We start from the raw sequence: 15,841 nt of genomic DNA on the forward strand, positions 1-15,841 counted from the left end.
ACCAAAAAAATGCAGATAAATCATCATGCAAACCTGTGCGGTATAACAACTCCGCAAGAGTTTGCCCCGACTTCCCTACAAGAAGATATGCGGAGAAAAGAATGAGCCAGGGGATCAACAATGAAATGGCGGCCAGCAAGAGCCGCCGGATAGTCAAAAAATTACGCTGGTGGATGTTGGTGCTGTTCTTATTCGGCGTCACGGTGAACTACATCACCCGAAACTCGCTGGGGATTCTGGCACCGGAATTAAAAACCAGCCTCGGCATCACCACCGAACAATACTCATGGATTGTCGGCGCGTTTCAGCTGGCTTACACCATTTTCCAGCCGCTGTGTGGCTGGCTGATTGACGTGATTGGCCTGAAAGTTGGCTTTATGGTGTGCGCCATCATCTGGGCGCTGGCCTGTATTTTCCACGCTGGCGCAGGCAGTTGGGTACATCTGGCGATTTTGCGTTTCACCATGGGCGCATCGGAAGCGGCGGCTACACCGGCGAACGCCAAAACTATCGGCGAATGGTTCCCGAAATCAGAACGCCCGGTGGCTGCCGGTTGGGCGGGCGTTGGCTTCTCGATTGGTGCCATGCTGGCTCCGCCGATTATCTACTTCGCTCACGCCTCATTTGGCTGGCAGGGCGCGTTTATGTTTACCGGTGTGCTGGCGCTGCTGTGGGTGATTTTGTGGTGGGCGTTTTACCATAACCCGGACAAACACCCGAACCTCAGTAAAGACGAGCTGACCTTTATTCAGCAGGATAATGAACCGCCAGCGGTCAAACTGCCCTTCTTTACCGCTCTGAAAACTGTCTCGAAAAACAAACGCTTTTACGGTATCGCCATCCCGGCGTTTATGGCAGAACCGGCCTGGGCGGTGCTGAGCTTCTGGGTGCCGCTCTATCTGGCGAAAGAACACGGTATGGATCTGAAACAGATCGCCATGTTCGCCTGGCTGCCGTTCCTCGCCGCCGATCTCGGTAGCGTCGCCAGCGGTTACCTGACCAAACTCTACACCCGCTGGTTTGGCTGCTCCCGCGTGAACTCGGTGGTTGCCAGCTCGGTGACCGGCGCATTTTTGATGATTTCGCTCGCCATTGTCGCGATTACCCGCGATCCATACATCACCATTGTGCTGATTTCGATTGGCGGTTTTGGTCATCAGATCATCTCCTGCATGTTGAGCGCGCTGGTGGTGGAATCCTTTGATAAAGGCCAGATGGCAACAGTAAATGGCATGCGCGGCTCGGCAGCGTGGATCGCCAGCTTCCTCTTCTCACTGCTGATTGGCGTCACCGCCGACAAAATTGGTTTCAACCCGCTGTTTATTGCCATGGGTTTCTTTGACCTGATTGGCGCTTGTTTCCTGGTGGCATTTATTGCTGAACGACGCGCAAAACGCGCCTGATTGTGGATGTCTGATATGAAAACCCTCAAGAACTGGACGTTACAAAACCAGGCCGCTCACCATGTTGAGCTACTGGTAGACGGGCAACACACCCTGTGTCTGTATGTGCTGGAAGAGAACCTGTTCCGCGTGCTGCTCAAGCGTAAAGGTGAGCTGGCGCTGGACAGAACCTGGAGCATTGCGCCGAAAGATGATGTGCCGTGGGAAGGCCGCTCGCGCGACGATCTGTCGGGTTTTAGCCTGCCACACTGGTCGCTGGCGCAACAGCACGAGACATTAACCATTGAGAGCGCAAAACTGCGCGTCACTGTACACCAGCCACTGTGGCTGGAGTGGCACTACCGCAATGACGCGGGAGAGTGGCAATGGCTGGCGAGCGATCGCCCGACCAGCGCGTATCTGGTTAACGCCCATGGCGACGGCGTGGCGCACTATCTCAGCCGTAAAAAAGAGGAGCGTTTCTACGGCCTCGGCGAGAAGGCAGGTAATCTGCAACGCAATGGTCAACGCTATGAGATGCGCAACCTTGATGCGATGGGCTATAACGCTGCCAGCACCGACCCGCTGTACAAGCATATTCCGTTTACCCTCACCCGCCGCGACGATATCAGCTACGGGCTGTTTTATGACAACCTCAGCAGTTGCTGGCTGGATCTGGGTAACGAGATCGATAACTATCACACCGCCTATCGCCGCTGGCAGGCGGAAGCGGGCGATATTGATTACTACATTTTTACCGGCGCGCGTGCGCTGGATGTTACCAAAGCGTTTGTGCGCCTCACCGGGAAAACGCTGTTCGGCCCGAAATGGAGCCTCGGTTATAGCGGCTCAACCATGCATTACACCGATGCGCCGGATGCGCAAAACCAGCTGATGAATTTTATTCGTCTGTGCGAAGAACACGCGATTCCGTGCGATTCGTTCCAGCTCTCATCCGGCTACACCTCGATTAACGGCAAGCGCTATGTCTTTAACTGGAACTACGACAAAGTGCCGCAGCCGAAGGTGATGAGCCAGGCGTTCCACGATGCGGGACTGAAACTGGCGGCGAATATCAAACCCTGTCTGTTGCAGGATCACCCGCGTTATAGCGAAGTGGCGGAGCGCGGTCTGTTTATTCGCGATTCCGAAACCGATGCGCCGGAACGCTCCAGTTTCTGGGATGACGAAGGCTCACACCTCGACTTTACCAACCCGCAGACTGTCACCTGGTGGCAGGAAGGCGTCACCACGCAACTGCTGGAGATGGGCATCGATTCGACCTGGAACGATAACAACGAGTTTGAAGTGTGGGACGGTGAAGCGCGCTGCCACGGTTTTGGCCAGCAAATTGCCATCAAACATATTCGCCCGGTGATGCCGCTGCTTATGATGCGCGCGTCGATGGAAGCGCAGCAGCGGTTTGCTCCGCAAAAGCGCCCGTACTTGATCTCCCGTTCCGGCTGCGCCGGGATGCAGCGTTATGTGCAAACCTGGAGCGGTGATAACCGTACCAACTGGGACACGTTGCGCTACAACATCCGCATGGGCGTGGGCATGAGTTTGTCCGGTTTGTATAACGTGGGCCACGATGTCGGCGGTTTTTCCGGCGATAAACCGGATGCGGAGCTGTTTGTGCGTTGGGTGCAAAACGGGGTGATGCATCCGCGTTTCACCATCCATTCGTGGAACGACGATCACACGGTGAACGAACCGTGGATGTATCCGGCGATCACACCGTCGATCCGCAGCGCAATTGAGCTGCGCTACCGTCTGCTGCCCTATCTTTATACGCTGCTGTGGCAGGCACATGCTGACGACGAACCGATGCTGCGCCCGACGTTCCTCGATCACGAACATGACGAGCAGACGTTCGAAGAGTGCGACGACTTCCTGCTTGGCCGCGATCTTCTGGTGGCAAGCGTCGTCGAACCCGGCCAGCGCGAGCGCCGCGTCTGGCTGCCAGCCAACAATAGCGGCTGGTACGATTTTTACACCGGTTGCTGGTATGCGCCTGGCCAGTGGGTGACGCTGGATGCGCCGCTGGAAACGCTGCCGCTGCTGGTGCGTGCCGGTGCCGGTCTGCCGCTTAGCGATCGCATCAGGCATGTTGATACCAAAGCGGATACCACGCGTGAGCTGCACCTGTTCCCGGTGAAAGGTCCCGGGCGTTCACGCGGCCTGCTGTTTGAGGATGATGGTGAGTCCTGGGGCTATAAAGAGGGCAACGCGCTGTGGCTGGAGTGGGAAATGGTTTGCTCGGGCAGCACCATTGATTTGCAGGTACATACGCGCGGCGACTATCGCCCGGCCTGGCAGGCGCTAAAAGTGACGCTACCTGCGGGTGAAAACCGCCAGTTGTTAATTAATGGCGTTGCGGCCAGCGAGTGGACGTTTGCTTAATGTGAAAAGCCCGGAAGCCATGTGCTTACCGGGCTTGCTTCACTTATTTACCTGAGTATTTCACAGCAAATCTGCGTATCTCCGGGGACTTACACAAGTCAGTGACCGGGGGGCGAAGTGCAGCCAACACACCTGTGATGTGGGAAAGGACGGTAAAGTATTTACCTCAGTATTTCGCGCGACAGGAAGGCGGCCAACCTGAATCTCCCCGCGAGCTTACACAAGACAGTGACCGGGGGGTGAAGGTGCAGCCAACACACCTGTCGCGTGAAAGACGACGGTAAATTTATTCGATACCTTTACTGCGCAAATAATCCTCATAATTCCCGGAGAAATCCACCACGCGCTGCGGCGTAATTTCAATCACGCGGGTTGCCAGAGAGCTGACAAATTCACGGTCATGGGAAACGAAGATCAATGTGCCCTGATACATCTCCAGCGCCATGTTCAGCGATTCGATGGATTCCATATCCAGGTGGTTAGTCGGTTCGTCCATAACGAGGATGTTCGGTTTTTGCATCATCAGCTTGCCGAACAGCATGCGACCTTTTTCACCCCCGGAGAGCACTTTCGCCGGTTTCTTGATATCGTCCTGGCTGAACAGCAGACGACCGAGGATACTGCGCACCGCTTGTTCGTCATCGCCTTCCTGTTTCCACTGGCTCATCCAGTCGAAGACGGTCAGATCGTTATCAAAGTCTTCGGCGTGATCCTGCGCGTAGTAACCGATTTGCGCGTTTTCAGACCACTTAACGGTACCGTTATCGGGCTCAAGCTCGCCCACCAGCGTTTTCAGCATGGTGGATTTACCCACGCCGTTCGCACCCAGAATGGCGATTTTCTCACCCACTTCCAGCAGCAGATTGAAGTTTTTAAACAGCGGGCCTTCATCAAATCCTTTGCTAAGCGCTTCCACTTCCAGCGCGTTACGGAACAATTTCTTGTCCTGTTCGAAGCGGATAAACGGGTTCTGACGACTGGAGGCCTTAACCTCTTCCAGTTTGATTTTGTCGATCTGACGCGCGCGGGACGTCGCCTGGCGAGATTTAGAGGCGTTCGCGCTAAAGCGGCTGACGAACGATTGCAGATCGGCGATCTGCGCTTTTTTCTTGGCGTTATCCGCCAGCAGACGTTCACGCGCCTGCGTTGCCGCCGTCATGTATTCATCGTAGTTGCCGGGGTAAACACGCAGCTCGCCGTAATCGAGATCCGCCATGTGCGTACAGACCATGTTAAGGAAGTGGCGGTCGTGCGAAATGATGATCATGGTGCTGTCGCGTTCATTCAGCACCTGCTCCAGCCAGCGAATGGTGTCGATGTCCAGGTTGTTGGTCGGTTCATCGAGCAGCAGAATGTCCGGGTTGGCAAACAGCGCCTGCGCCAGTAACACACGCAGTTTCCAGCCGGGAGCGATTTCGCTCATTGGGCCGTAGTGCTGCTCAACCGGAATACCGACGCCGAGCAGCAGTTCGCCCGCACGCGCTTCCGCCGAGTAGCCGTCCATTTCGCCGTACTGCACTTCGAGGTCGGCCACTTTGTAGCCATCCTCTTCGCTCATTTCCGCGAGGCCATAAATACGGTCGCGTTCCTGTTTCACTTCCCACAGTTCCGCATGGCCCATGATCACCGTGTCGAGCACGCTGAACTCTTCGAAGGCGAACTGATCCTGGCGCAGCTTACCGATGCGCTCATTCGGATCGAGAGAGACGTTACCCAGCGTCGGTTCTAAATCGCCGCCGAGGATTTTCATAAAGGTGGATTTACCACTCCCGTTAGCCCCGATCAGGCCGTAACGGTTGCCGCCGCCAAATTTGACGGAGATATTTTCGAACAGCGGCTTGCTGCCGAATTGCATGGTGACGTTGCTGGTGACTAACACAGAGGTATCCTGAAATATGTGACAAACACCCTATTATGCCACAATTCCGAATTAGATTCCTGCCTGGTGTCAGGCCACTAAACTGCAAGCAAAGGGAAAAAAGTGTGATTTCGTACACATCTGAATTCCCTGGACGGTGGAATGCACATATAATGCGCTTCCTGCATTCTCAACCCAACGGCCAGTGTGGCAATAAGTCTTGCACAAGATGAACATGAAATTAACAACCCTTTTAGCGGCGGCGTTTGCTGTCGTGGGATTTTGCAAAAGCGCGTCTGCTGTTACATATCCGCTGCCGACTGATGGCAGTCGTCTGATCGGTCAGAACCAGGTCGTCACTATTCCGGAAGGCAATAACCAGCCGCTGGAATATTTTGCGGCTGAATATCAAATGGGTCTGTCCAACATGCTGGAAGCAAACCCAGGCATTGATGCCTACCTGCCGAAAGGCGGCACTGTGATGAATGTTCCACAGCAGCTGATCCTGCCGGATACGGTTCACGAAGGGATCGTGATCAACAGTGCGGAAATGCGCCTCTACTACTATCCGAAAGGCACCAACACGGTGATCGTGCTGCCAATCGGTATCGGCCAGTTGGGTAAAGACACCCCGATTGCCTGGACCACCAAAGTAGAACGTAAAAAAGCCGGTCCGACCTGGACGCCGACGGCGAAAATGCACGCGGAATATGCAGCGATGGGTCAACCGCTGCCGCCGGTTGTACCGGCTGGCCCGGATAACCCGATGGGTCTTTACGCGCTCTATATCGGCCGCCTGTACGCCATTCACGGCACCAACGCTAACTTCGGTATCGGCCTGCGCGTGAGCCACGGCTGTGTGCGTCTGCGCAACGACGACATCAAATTCCTGTTCGAAAACGTGCCGGTCGGTACGCGCGTACAGTTTATTGATGAGCCGGTAAAAGCGACCACCGAGCCGGATGGCAGCCGCTACATCGAAGTCCACAACCCGCTGTCCACCACCGAAGCGCAGTTCACCGGTGGTGAGATTGTGCCGATTGCGCTGACCAAAGCGGTGCAGGCCGTGACTAACCAGTCTGATGTTGATTCAAACGTGGTTGATCAGGCAATTCAGAACCGTTCCGGTATGCCGGTTCGTCTGAACTGATTACGGTTGATAGCATAAAAAAGCGGAGCAATGGCTCCGCTTTTTTTTACCCGTGATTCACCACAATAATGCCACCGTGATCGTAACGGTAATGACAATGGGCATATTCCAGCGGCGTGCCATCCTCCAGATAAATCACCTGCTCCACTTCCAGCACCGGATCGGTCTCTTCGCAATTCAGATACTGTTTATCTTCCGCCCAGGGTTTTAAGGCGCGCACAATGCGGTATGAACCCATAATCTTCAGCGCCAGATCGTCCTGCACATAGCGAAACACGGAGCTTTCCAGATGACCGCGGTTTAACCCCGGCACCAGGTTTACCGGCATCAGCGTAAACTCCAGCGACATCGGTTCACCTTCCAGCAACCGCAGGCGAATGAAGTCATACACCGGGTCATCCGGCCCCACCAGCAGCGAGGCCTGCTCCTTTTCCGTGGGGAAACGCAACTCGAAGCGGATGATTTTACTGGTCACTTCACCGACGTTTTCCCAGGTTTTGGTCGCGCCAAAATAGTCGCTACCGGGTAGATCCCAGCGCGACAGTTGCAGGAAATTCTTACGGATAAACGTGCCCTGGCCCTGACGGGTATAAACCAGCCCTTCAACAATTAGCTGGCGCATCGCCTGCTGAATGGTCATCCGGCTGGTGGCAAACTCCGCCGCCAGCGCGAACTGATCCGGCAATGGCGCGCTGGCGGCGTACTGCTGGCTGAGAATGCGCCGCTTAATTTCCCGCGCGATAGTGATGTATTTTGCCGCCATAGCCTTCCTTCGTTTTTAGTCTATCCCATTGTTTCTTAAGGCCACTCTCTCGGCTATTTTGAGGAAAGGCAGGTAGAAGAATACACCAAAGATGATGATTATCAACTGAACCACTACCGCCCGCCAGTCGCCTGCGGTGGCCAGCCAGGCGCTTAAAATCGGCGGCGTTGTCCACGGGATCATCACCACACAGCGCGACATCCAACCCAGCGTGGTACAAAGCCAGGCAAACCAAATCCCCAACGCCGGAAGCAGCACAAACGGGATCATCAGCGGCAGGTTAAAGACGATGGGCAGACCGAAAATCACCGGTTCATTAATATTGAATAAGCCAGGCGAGATGGCGAGCCGCGCCACCTGCTTCGCCGACTGCTGCTTCGCGAAGATAAAGATGGCGATCAGCAGCGAAAGGGTGCTGCCGGTGCCGCCAATCATACCGAACGTGGGCACAAAAATACTGTTGATGATATGCGGGATTGGCTGCCCGTTGGCAAACGCCAGCATGTTCTCGTTGGTGTTAATCAACAGCAGGGGTTCAAGGATCACGCCGTTGACCACCGTCTGGTGAATACCGAGCGTAAACAGAAAGTTACCAAAGCTATAGATAAACAGCGTGCCCGGTAAACTGGTATTAATCTGCCGCAACGGTTGCTGGATAAGCGTGGTGATAAGGTGAATCAAATCCGTGTGCAACAGGTTCGCCAGCAGCGCCGCAACAATGGCGAACAGCGAGAGGGTAATGATTGCCGGAATCAGCGAGGAGAAAGATTGCCCCACCGCCGAGGGCACATTTTCCCCGAGCGAAATAGCAAATTTCTTCACGCTGGCGACGCGGATAAACAGCTCCGTTGAGAGCAAACCAATAATTACCCCGGCAAAAATCCCCGTCGTGCCAATGTTGGTGAACGCCAGCATCTGCGTCACGCTTACCGTTGCTTTCCCGCCAACGGGCACCACATCCAGTTGCATCGGCATCATGATGATGAAACTGGAGATCGCAATGACCACCGCCGACACCGGGTTGTCAAAGTTCTTATTGCGCGCCAGCGACCAGGCGGTCATCGGCGCAATTAATAACGCGGCGATATTCAGCGTGCCGTTGATCACCGCCTCGCCCCAGACTTTAAAACGCGCCAGCGTTTCCCCTTCCAGCACCCAGGGGAAAACCACGTTATTAATCAATACCGCCAGCCCGGCGAGGATAAAAATCGGCATCACCGCCGCAAACGCGTCACGCAGCGATCGCAGATGCACCTGGTTTGCCAGCCGGGCGGAGAACTCGACAAATTTATCGACGAATGACTGCATTTTCGGCGTGATATTGCTGTCAGACATTGCGGCTACCCTCTCAATCGTTACTTACATGTCGCGGCCGTTGCTGCGAATCAGCTGTTGCAGCCAGCGATAGCTCTTTTTCGGTACGCGTTTTAAATCTTTCAGGTCGTGGTTTTCGCGATTGACGTACACCACGCCGTAGCGCTTACGCATATCGCCCTGGGAACTGAGAATGTCGATCAAGCCCCAGCCGAGGTAGCCCAACACCTGTGCGCCGTCCTCAAAGATGGCGTCCTGCATCGCCTGGATATGGTCGCGGTGATAAGCAATGCGGTAATCGTCCTCAATCGGGTTAACGCCGTCCCACTCTTCAATCACGCCGATGCCGTTTTCAATCGGGAACACCGGCAAGCGCCAGTCGTTGTAATAGCGGGTAATAATGGCGCGAAAACCGAGTGGATCGATTTGCCAGCCCCATTCGGTCGCCTCAAGATACGGGTTCGCTTTATCGCCCTGTTGCAGGAAATAATTGACCGGGGTTCCCGGCGCAATGGCATCGCTGTCGAGGGTTTTGCTGGCGTAGTAACTAAACGCCATAAAGTCGTTTTTGACCCGCGCGATTTCCGCCAAATCCTCATCACGGTAGATATCGCGAAAACCTTCTCTTTCGACCACCGCCAGCACTTCCGGGCTGTACCCCTGCCCGGCATACACTCGCAGTAAGTTTTGATTGAGGAATTCGTCATATTGCGTGGCGCAAAACACATCGCGCGGTTTGCAGGTCGCCGGATAAACCAGCTGGTGCGCCAGCATGCCGCCCATTAATTTTCCGGGCTGGGTAGCGTGCAGATAATGGGTCAGCAGCACATGTGCCATCATCACATGGTGCTGAATCTGATAAAGCTCACGCAGGGTTTTCTCACCTTGCAGATAGCCACCGACCTGAAACGCGCCAGGCATGTGGTAAATATTCTGCTCGTTAAACGTCAGCCAGTACTTCACCCGGCTGCCAAAGCAGTCGATCATCTTTTTGCCGTAGCGTACAAAAGCGTCCTGCACGCGCCGGTCGGCAAAACCGTTGTACTGCTCTGCCAACGCCAGCGGCATATCAAAGTGGTAGAGGCAGATCATCGGCTCAATGCCGCGCGCCAGCAGATCGTCGATAAAGCGGTCATAAAAGGCGATACCCTCGTCATTGAACTCGCCATCACCCTGCGGGCAAACGCGGCTCCAGGAAATCTGGAAACGGTAGCAGTTCATGCCCAGATCCTGCATCAGGTCGAAATCCTCCTGATAGCGGTGGTAGGAATCTGTGGCGACTTTCCAGTCGGAGGCAAATTCGCTGGGTTCGCGAATATCATAGACCGACATCCCTTTTCCGCCCTCGTTCCACGCGCCTTCGGTCTGCATGCTGGATACGGAGTTACCCCATAAAAAGCCGTTCGGTAACGTTTTGCTCATCGCGCTTCTCCATGACTAGTCATTTTTAAGATATGACTAGTCATATAGATAACGGCGAAAAAATGGGCAAAAGGGACGATGCGATTTTGTGACGCTATTCGAAAGAAAAGAAAAACGCGACGGGGTGAGCGTCGCGTTTGAGAGGAAGGATAATTACTGTTGTTTTAGCTGGTTACGGCGGTATTCCCCCTGACGCTCAAACATCCAGCCGGGATATTCGCGCGGCAGTGCGCTCACAGCATCCAGTTGCTGCAGTTCGTCATTACTCAGGCGGATCGCCGTCGCCGCAATGTTATCGTCCAGTTGTTCCGGGCGTTTCGCGCCAATAATCACGCTGCTGACCACCGGCTGATGCAGCAGCCAGGCCAGCGCGATTTGCGCCACGGAAACCCCTTTGCTGTCGGCGATGGTGCGCATAACGTCCACGCAATCAAAAGCGCGGTCTTTATTCACCGGCGGGAAATCAAACGCCAGGCGGCGTCCACCGGCTTCCGCCTGACCGTCGCGGCTATATTTACCGCTCAGCAAGCCGCCCGCCAGCGGGCTCCAGACCATCAGCCCCACGCCTTCGCTCTGCATCATCGGCACCAGTTCACGTTCCAGATCGCGGCCGGCAATGGTGTAGTAAGCCTGAAGCGAGGCAAAGCGCGCCAGCCCAAGACGCTCCGAAATCCCCAGCGCTTTGGCGATTTGCCACGCTGCCCAGTTAGAGACGCCGATATAGCGCACATGCCCGTGCTGAACAAGGTTATCCAGCGCGTAAAGCGTCTCCTCGATGGGTGTGGCCGGATCAAAGCCATGTAACTGGTAGAGATCAATATGATCCAGTTGCATACGCTTGAGGCTCTCTTTCACGCTATTCATGATGTGATAGCGCGAACTGCCGCGCGAGTTCACCCCGGCGGTGCCGGTTTCGCCAAACACTTTGGTCGCGACGATAACGTTTTCACGCGGCACTTTCAGGTTTTTCAATGCCTGGCCGGTGATCTCCTCCGAACGCCCGTCGGAATAGACGTTAGCGGTATCGATAAAGTTAATACCGGCATCGAGCGCGCTGCCAACCAGCTGCTCGGCTTGCGCCTGTTGCAACTGGCCGATTTTGCTCCACATGCTCTCGCTGTCGTCACCGCCAAACGTCATGGTGCCGAGGCACAGTTCAGAAACAAACAGTCCGGTATTACCCAGTTTTTTGTAGCGCATGATGGCGTCTCCTCATCTGTTTAGTTGACGCAGACAGTTATACGCAATCCTCTGCGGCGGCGAATGTGAGGATCCTGCCTGTTTCTTGCCCAATTCTCTGATTATCCGCGCGGCGCTTCACCAAACACTTTGTAATCAGGGAGTTGCACATTCTGATACGGTTCCCAGCCGCCGCCGAGCGCTTTATACAACGCCACCAGATCGAGGCTGCTTTGTACCCGCGCCTGCTCGCGCTGCTGGCTGGCCTGCGCCAGCTGACGCTGAGCATCCAGCACATCGATAAAACTGGCGATCCCCTGACGGTAGCTGTCGGTGGCAAGCGAGAAGGCGTTTTGCAGCGCACTGAGCGTTTTATCCAGTCCCGCTTCACGCTGCTGATCGGCGCGGTAACTGACCAGCGCATTTTCCACATCACCCAGCGCACTGAGCACCGTCTGGCGATAGTTCAGCACCGCCGCGCCCTGCTCAGCACGTGCCAGCTTGACGCTGGACACCAGCCGCCCCCCCTGGAAAATGGGAATCGAAATCTGCGGTCCGAAGCTATAAAAATGGCTGCTCCAGTCGGTAAGCCAGTTGGTTTCGCTGTTGCGCAGACCAAACTGGCCGCTCAATGACAAGCTGGGAAACAACTGCGCAACCGAAACGCCAATCTGTGCGGTCGCCGCATGCAGGCTGGCTTCCGCTTCGCGAACGTCCGGCCGACGGCGCGCCAGCGTCGACGGAATTCCGGTGGGTACAATGTCCGGCAGCGCGGGTAACGGCTGCGCATTGCGCAATTCGCTGTCCAGCGCACCAGGCGGTTTACCGAGCAGGATCGCTAACGCGTTCATCGCCTGGCGCTCCTGCGCTTCATATTGCGGGAGTTGTGCTTCCAGATTGCCGACCTGCGCGCGGGCGTTTTCCACATCCAGTTGAGGTGAAAGTCCGCCTTTTTGCCGGTTTTCGGTCAGCGTAAATGTCTGCTGCGCGCTGTCGATTTGGGTTTTCAGCGTACTAATGATGTTCTGCGCACCGCGCAGTTGCAGCCACGCGCGCGCCACTTCGGCTTCCAGCGACACCAGCGCATCGTTACGTTGTTCAATTGCCTGTTGTTGCTGCGCCGACGCCGCTTCTACCTGGCGTCTTACTTTGCCCCACAGATCCAGCTCCCACTGGGCATCAAAACTGCCCTGATAGAGATTTACCGGTTGGGTAAGCGCGCCAAGCGCCCCGCTGATCGCCGGGTCAGCATCCTGCAACTGGCCCTCCACGTTATGGGATTTCAGCTCACCTTCAATGCCCAGTTGCTGGCGAGTCGCTTTCAGCGACCCGTTAACCGCTGGCAGAAACGCGCCACCCGCCTGGTTAATCTGCTCGCGCGCACCGGCAATGCGCAGGACGGTTTGCTGGAGCGAAAGGTTATCTTTTATCGCCCGCTCAATCAGGCTGTTCAACTGCGGCGACTGGAAGGTTGTCCACCAGCGCGGATTCACCGCCTGCGAAGAGGCCTGCGATTTAACCGCTTTGTCACCCGGATCATTCCAGCGCGCAGGCGTTTGCGGTTTGGGCGCCTGGTAATCCGGCCCGACAGCACAACCGGCAAGCCACAGCGACAACAGGGTTACGGGAAAACGACACCACGTCATATTAATGTGCTCCTGCGCTGCCTTCGCTTTTGATCGGCGAAAGCAATAAACAAAAAGGAATCAGCAATAACGCCACCAAACTGAGGATGGTGAACACGTCGATATAGGCAAGAAAACGCGACTGGGCGATCATCGCTTTGTACATCTGCCCGGTAGCGCTGGTCAGCGGATCGCCGACCAGGCTGGTGAAGTTACGGATCGCCTCCGCGGATTCACGTAAAGCCTGCTGAAATTGCTCATTAAAGGGAGAGGTATGCTCTGATAAGTGCGACATATGCGCCTGCGAGCGCTCGGTGATCGCCGCCGTCGAGAGCGAAATACCAACCGATCCCGCCACGTTACGGAACATGGTAAACAGCGCTGCCGCATCGGCATTAAGCTGGCGCGGGATCGAGATAAAGGCGATGGTCGTCAACGGTACGAACAGGAAACCCAGCCCAATCGACTGGGCGCTGCGAAACAGCATCAGCGTTTCAAAGTCGATATCCGGCGCCAGCGTACGCGACCACCAGAATGAGGCGGCCAGGCAGAAAAAGCCGAAGGCGATTATCCAGCGCGTCTGCACCACCGGCATCAGTTTCAACACCAGCGGAATGGTCAGCACAATCAACACTGCGCCGGGCGACAGCACCAGCCCGGACCACGTGGCGGTGTAGCCCAGATCCTGCTGCGCCAGTTGCGGGATCACCACCGAGCTGCCATAGAGGATCATCGCCATGCCGGCCATCAGCAAGCTGGAAACCGTAAAGTTCTTGTCTGCCATGCAGCGCAAGTCGACCACCGGCTTTTTGGCATACAGCAGCCAGTAAATAGCCCCGACAATACCAATTGCGGTGAGAACGGCGAAAATACGGGTGAAATCGGAGTTAAACCAGTCTTCATCTTCACCGCGATCGAGCATCACCTGCAGACAACCCAGCCCCAGCGCAATCAGGCCAATGCCCGGCCAGTCGATGGACAATTTCTGCTTCGATTTGCGCTCCCAGGGCGGATCTTCCAGCAGCTGGTAAATCGCCAGAACCGTAATAATGCCCACCGGGATATTGATAAAAAAGACCCAGCGCCAGGAGTAGTTATCGGTTATCCAGCCGCCCAGCGTTGGCCCCAGCACCGGAGCGACAATAATGGCGATAGACGACAAACCAAAGGCTTTGCCGCGATCTTCCGGCTTGAAGTAATCCAGCAACACCGATTGCTGCGTGGGTTGCAAACCGCCGCCAAAAAAGCCCTGCAAAATACGAAACAGGATGATTTGCCACAGTTCGGTGGCAATTCCGCACAGAAACGAACAGACGGTAAACATCACAATGCAGATCAGGAAAAACTGCTTGCGCCCAAAGGTGCGACTGAGAAAAGCGGAGATCGGCAGGACGATCCCATTCGCCACCAGGTAGCTGGTCAGCACCCAGGTTGATTCGTCATAACTGGCGGAGAGCGACCCGGCGACGTGCGGCAGCGCCACGTTGACAATCGTGGTATCGAGGATCTCCATAAACACCGCGAGGGTGACGACCCACGCCACCGCCCACGGGTTACTGGCGGGTTTCCAGTTCTCGTGGCTGTGATCCGTCATTCCAGCGTCACCTTCGGTTCAACGGAAAGGCCTAACGGCAACGGTTTGTTGGGATCCAGGCCTTTATCGATGACGATTTTCACCGGCACGCGCTGAACGATTTTGACAAAGTTGCCAGTCGCATTTTCTGAAGGGAAAGCGGCGAACTTCGACCCGCTGCCCTGCTGGATGCTATCGATATGCCCTTCCAGCTCCAGATCCGGCCACGCATCCACTTTGACGCTGACTTTATTTCCCGGGCGCATCCGCTCCAGCTGCGACTCTTTAAAGTTCGCCACCACCCACACATCCGGTGAGACCAGGGAAAACAACGCGGTGCCCGCCTGCACTAATGTACCGTTTTGCACATTGCGTTTGGTGATAAAGCCATCGAATGGGGCACGAATCTCCGTCCAGGATAAATTCAGATTCGCGGTTTCCAGCTGCGCTTTTGCCTGCGCCACTTGCTGCTGGCGCGCTTCGACATTGGTTTCCTGCTGGCGGATTTGCAACTGCACCTGGTCGGCGACTTCCAGCTGTGCCTGGGCGCTGGCAAGTTGTGCCTGCGCGCTACGCAACTGGGCATTGGCGCTGTCAATATTTTGTTGTGTGGTGGCGCGAGGATCGACACCACGCTGACGGCGATAAGCGGCTTCGGCATTCGCCAGGTCTGCTTTTGCGTTCAGTACCTGTGCGCGCGCTTCGTCACGCTGAGCGGGATACTGCACTTTTGATAAGTCCAGTTGCGCCTGCGCCTGGTGAAGCTGTGCGATTGCCAGCCCCAGTTGCGCTTGCGCCTGATCGCGCTGCGCGGTGGCATCGCGCGGGTCAATCGTGACCAGCAAATCCCCTTTCTTGACGCGCTGGTTATCTTTCACCCGCAACTCAGTGACGTAACCGGCCACTTTCGGCGCGATCGTCACCGCGTCGCCATCGGTAAAGGCGTCGTCTGTGGTCTCTTCATTACGGGTTAAAAACCACCACACCAGCGCAACGATCACCATCACGCCGACAACAATGGCGAGGATAATCAGTGGCTTCTTTCCGGGGCGTTTACGTGGGTTTTGGTTGTTATCGTCCTGAACATCGTCAGGATGCGTTGTGTTTTCTGCCATAGTTTCGCAACAGTCCTGTCAGGTAACGGCGCCAGGGATGCGCCGTTAACTAAAGTT

General features: G+C 55.7%; 11 protein-coding genes. 3 read left to right on the forward strand and 8 right to left on the reverse strand.

Going from position 1 to position 15,841, the window contains the following annotated elements:
• Positions 1–101: 101 nt before the first annotated feature.
• Positions 102–1,403 (forward strand): MFS transporter, encoded by a 1,302-nt coding sequence (locus RT644_RS11190; protein WP_020457145.1) that lies wholly within the window; start codon positions 102–104, stop codon positions 1,401–1,403.
• Positions 1,404–1,418: 15 nt separating this feature from the next.
• Positions 1,419–3,785 (forward strand): glycoside hydrolase family 31 protein, encoded by a 2,367-nt coding sequence (locus RT644_RS11195; protein WP_313626683.1) that lies wholly within the window; start codon positions 1,419–1,421, stop codon positions 3,783–3,785.
• 286 nt (positions 3,786–4,071) lie between these two features.
• On the opposite strand, the gene RT644_RS11200 is transcribed toward RT644_RS11195, so the two are convergent.
• Positions 4,072–5,664, reverse strand: a complete 1,593-nt coding sequence (locus RT644_RS11200) for an ABC-F family ATPase (RefSeq protein ID WP_020457143.1) — start codon at positions 5,662–5,664, stop codon at positions 4,072–4,074.
• Positions 5,665–5,872: 208 nt separating this feature from the next.
• On the opposite strand from RT644_RS11200, the gene ldtB reads away from it, so the two are divergent.
• Complete coding sequence (gene ldtB / locus RT644_RS11205; protein ID WP_017456038.1) at positions 5,873–6,793, forward strand: L,D-transpeptidase; 921 nt, start codon at positions 5,873–5,875, stop codon at positions 6,791–6,793.
• A 46-nt stretch (positions 6,794–6,839) separates the two neighbouring features.
• Here the strand turns inward: ldtB and RT644_RS11210 are convergent, their stop codons facing one another.
• From RT644_RS11210 to RT644_RS11240, 7 genes are all read right to left on the reverse strand, one after another.
• Positions 6,840–7,556 carry a GntR family transcriptional regulator gene (locus RT644_RS11210; protein ID WP_017456037.1) on the reverse strand — a complete coding sequence of 239 codons (717 nt, stop codon included), beginning with the start codon at positions 7,554–7,556 and terminating at the stop codon, positions 6,840–6,842.
• Positions 7,557–7,571: 15 nt separating this feature from the next.
• Positions 7,572–8,891 carry a PTS transporter subunit EIIC gene (locus RT644_RS11215; protein ID WP_313626684.1) on the reverse strand — a complete coding sequence of 440 codons (1,320 nt, stop codon included), beginning with the start codon at positions 8,889–8,891 and terminating at the stop codon, positions 7,572–7,574.
• Positions 8,892–8,915: 24 nt separating this feature from the next.
• Complete coding sequence (locus RT644_RS11220) at positions 8,916–10,292, reverse strand: glycoside hydrolase family 1 protein (RefSeq protein ID WP_313626686.1); 1,377 nt, start codon at positions 10,290–10,292, stop codon at positions 8,916–8,918.
• 153 nt (positions 10,293–10,445) lie between these two features.
• The gene (locus tag RT644_RS11225) at positions 10,446–11,492 is read right to left on the reverse strand and encodes an aldo/keto reductase (RefSeq protein ID WP_313626688.1); all 1,047 of its coding nucleotides are present in this window, start codon (positions 11,490–11,492) and stop codon (positions 10,446–10,448) included.
• A gap of 101 nt (positions 11,493–11,593) precedes the next feature.
• Positions 11,594–13,117 carry an efflux transporter outer membrane subunit gene (locus RT644_RS11230; protein WP_313626689.1) on the reverse strand — a complete coding sequence of 508 codons (1,524 nt, stop codon included), beginning with the start codon at positions 13,115–13,117 and terminating at the stop codon, positions 11,594–11,596.
• Between the two features lies 1 nt (position 13,118).
• Complete coding sequence (locus RT644_RS11235; protein WP_020457137.1) at positions 13,119–14,690, reverse strand: DHA2 family efflux MFS transporter permease subunit; 1,572 nt, start codon at positions 14,688–14,690, stop codon at positions 13,119–13,121.
• Positions 14,687–15,784, reverse strand: a complete 1,098-nt coding sequence (locus RT644_RS11240) for an HlyD family secretion protein (protein ID WP_313626690.1) — start codon at positions 15,782–15,784, stop codon at positions 14,687–14,689. The genes RT644_RS11235 and RT644_RS11240 overlap by 4 nt, the downstream gene beginning before the upstream one ends.
• Between the last annotated feature and the right edge of the window lie 57 nt (positions 15,785–15,841).

This window comes from Kosakonia sp. (genome assembly GCF_032104925.1).
GTDB lineage: Bacteria > Pseudomonadota > Gammaproteobacteria > Enterobacterales > Enterobacteriaceae > Kosakonia.

Bases quoted from the DNA above. Each gene is read 5' to 3' on its own strand.
- RT644_RS11190 (WP_020457145.1), top strand. From the start codon at position 102: ATGAGCCAGGGGATCAACAATGAAATGGCGGCCAGCAAGAGCCGCCGG.
- RT644_RS11195 (WP_313626683.1), top strand. From the start codon at position 1,419: ATGAAAACCCTCAAGAACTGGACGTTACAAAACCAGGCCGCTCACCAT.
- ldtB (WP_017456038.1), top strand. From the start codon at position 5,873: ATGAACATGAAATTAACAACCCTTTTAGCGGCGGCGTTTGCTGTCGTG.
- RT644_RS11210 (WP_017456037.1), bottom strand. From the start codon at position 7,556: ATGGCGGCAAAATACATCACTATCGCGCGGGAAATTAAGCGGCGCATT.
- RT644_RS11215 (WP_313626684.1), bottom strand. From the start codon at position 8,891: ATGTCTGACAGCAATATCACGCCGAAAATGCAGTCATTCGTCGATAAA.
- RT644_RS11220 (WP_313626686.1), bottom strand. From the start codon at position 10,292: ATGAGCAAAACGTTACCGAACGGCTTTTTATGGGGTAACTCCGTATCC.
- RT644_RS11225 (WP_313626688.1), bottom strand. From the start codon at position 11,492: ATGCGCTACAAAAAACTGGGTAATACCGGACTGTTTGTTTCTGAACTG.
- RT644_RS11230 (WP_313626689.1), bottom strand. From the start codon at position 13,117: ATGACGTGGTGTCGTTTTCCCGTAACCCTGTTGTCGCTGTGGCTTGCC.
- RT644_RS11235 (WP_020457137.1), bottom strand. From the start codon at position 14,690: ATGACGGATCACAGCCACGAGAACTGGAAACCCGCCAGTAACCCGTGG.
- RT644_RS11240 (WP_313626690.1), bottom strand. From the start codon at position 15,784: ATGGCAGAAAACACAACGCATCCTGACGATGTTCAGGACGATAACAAC.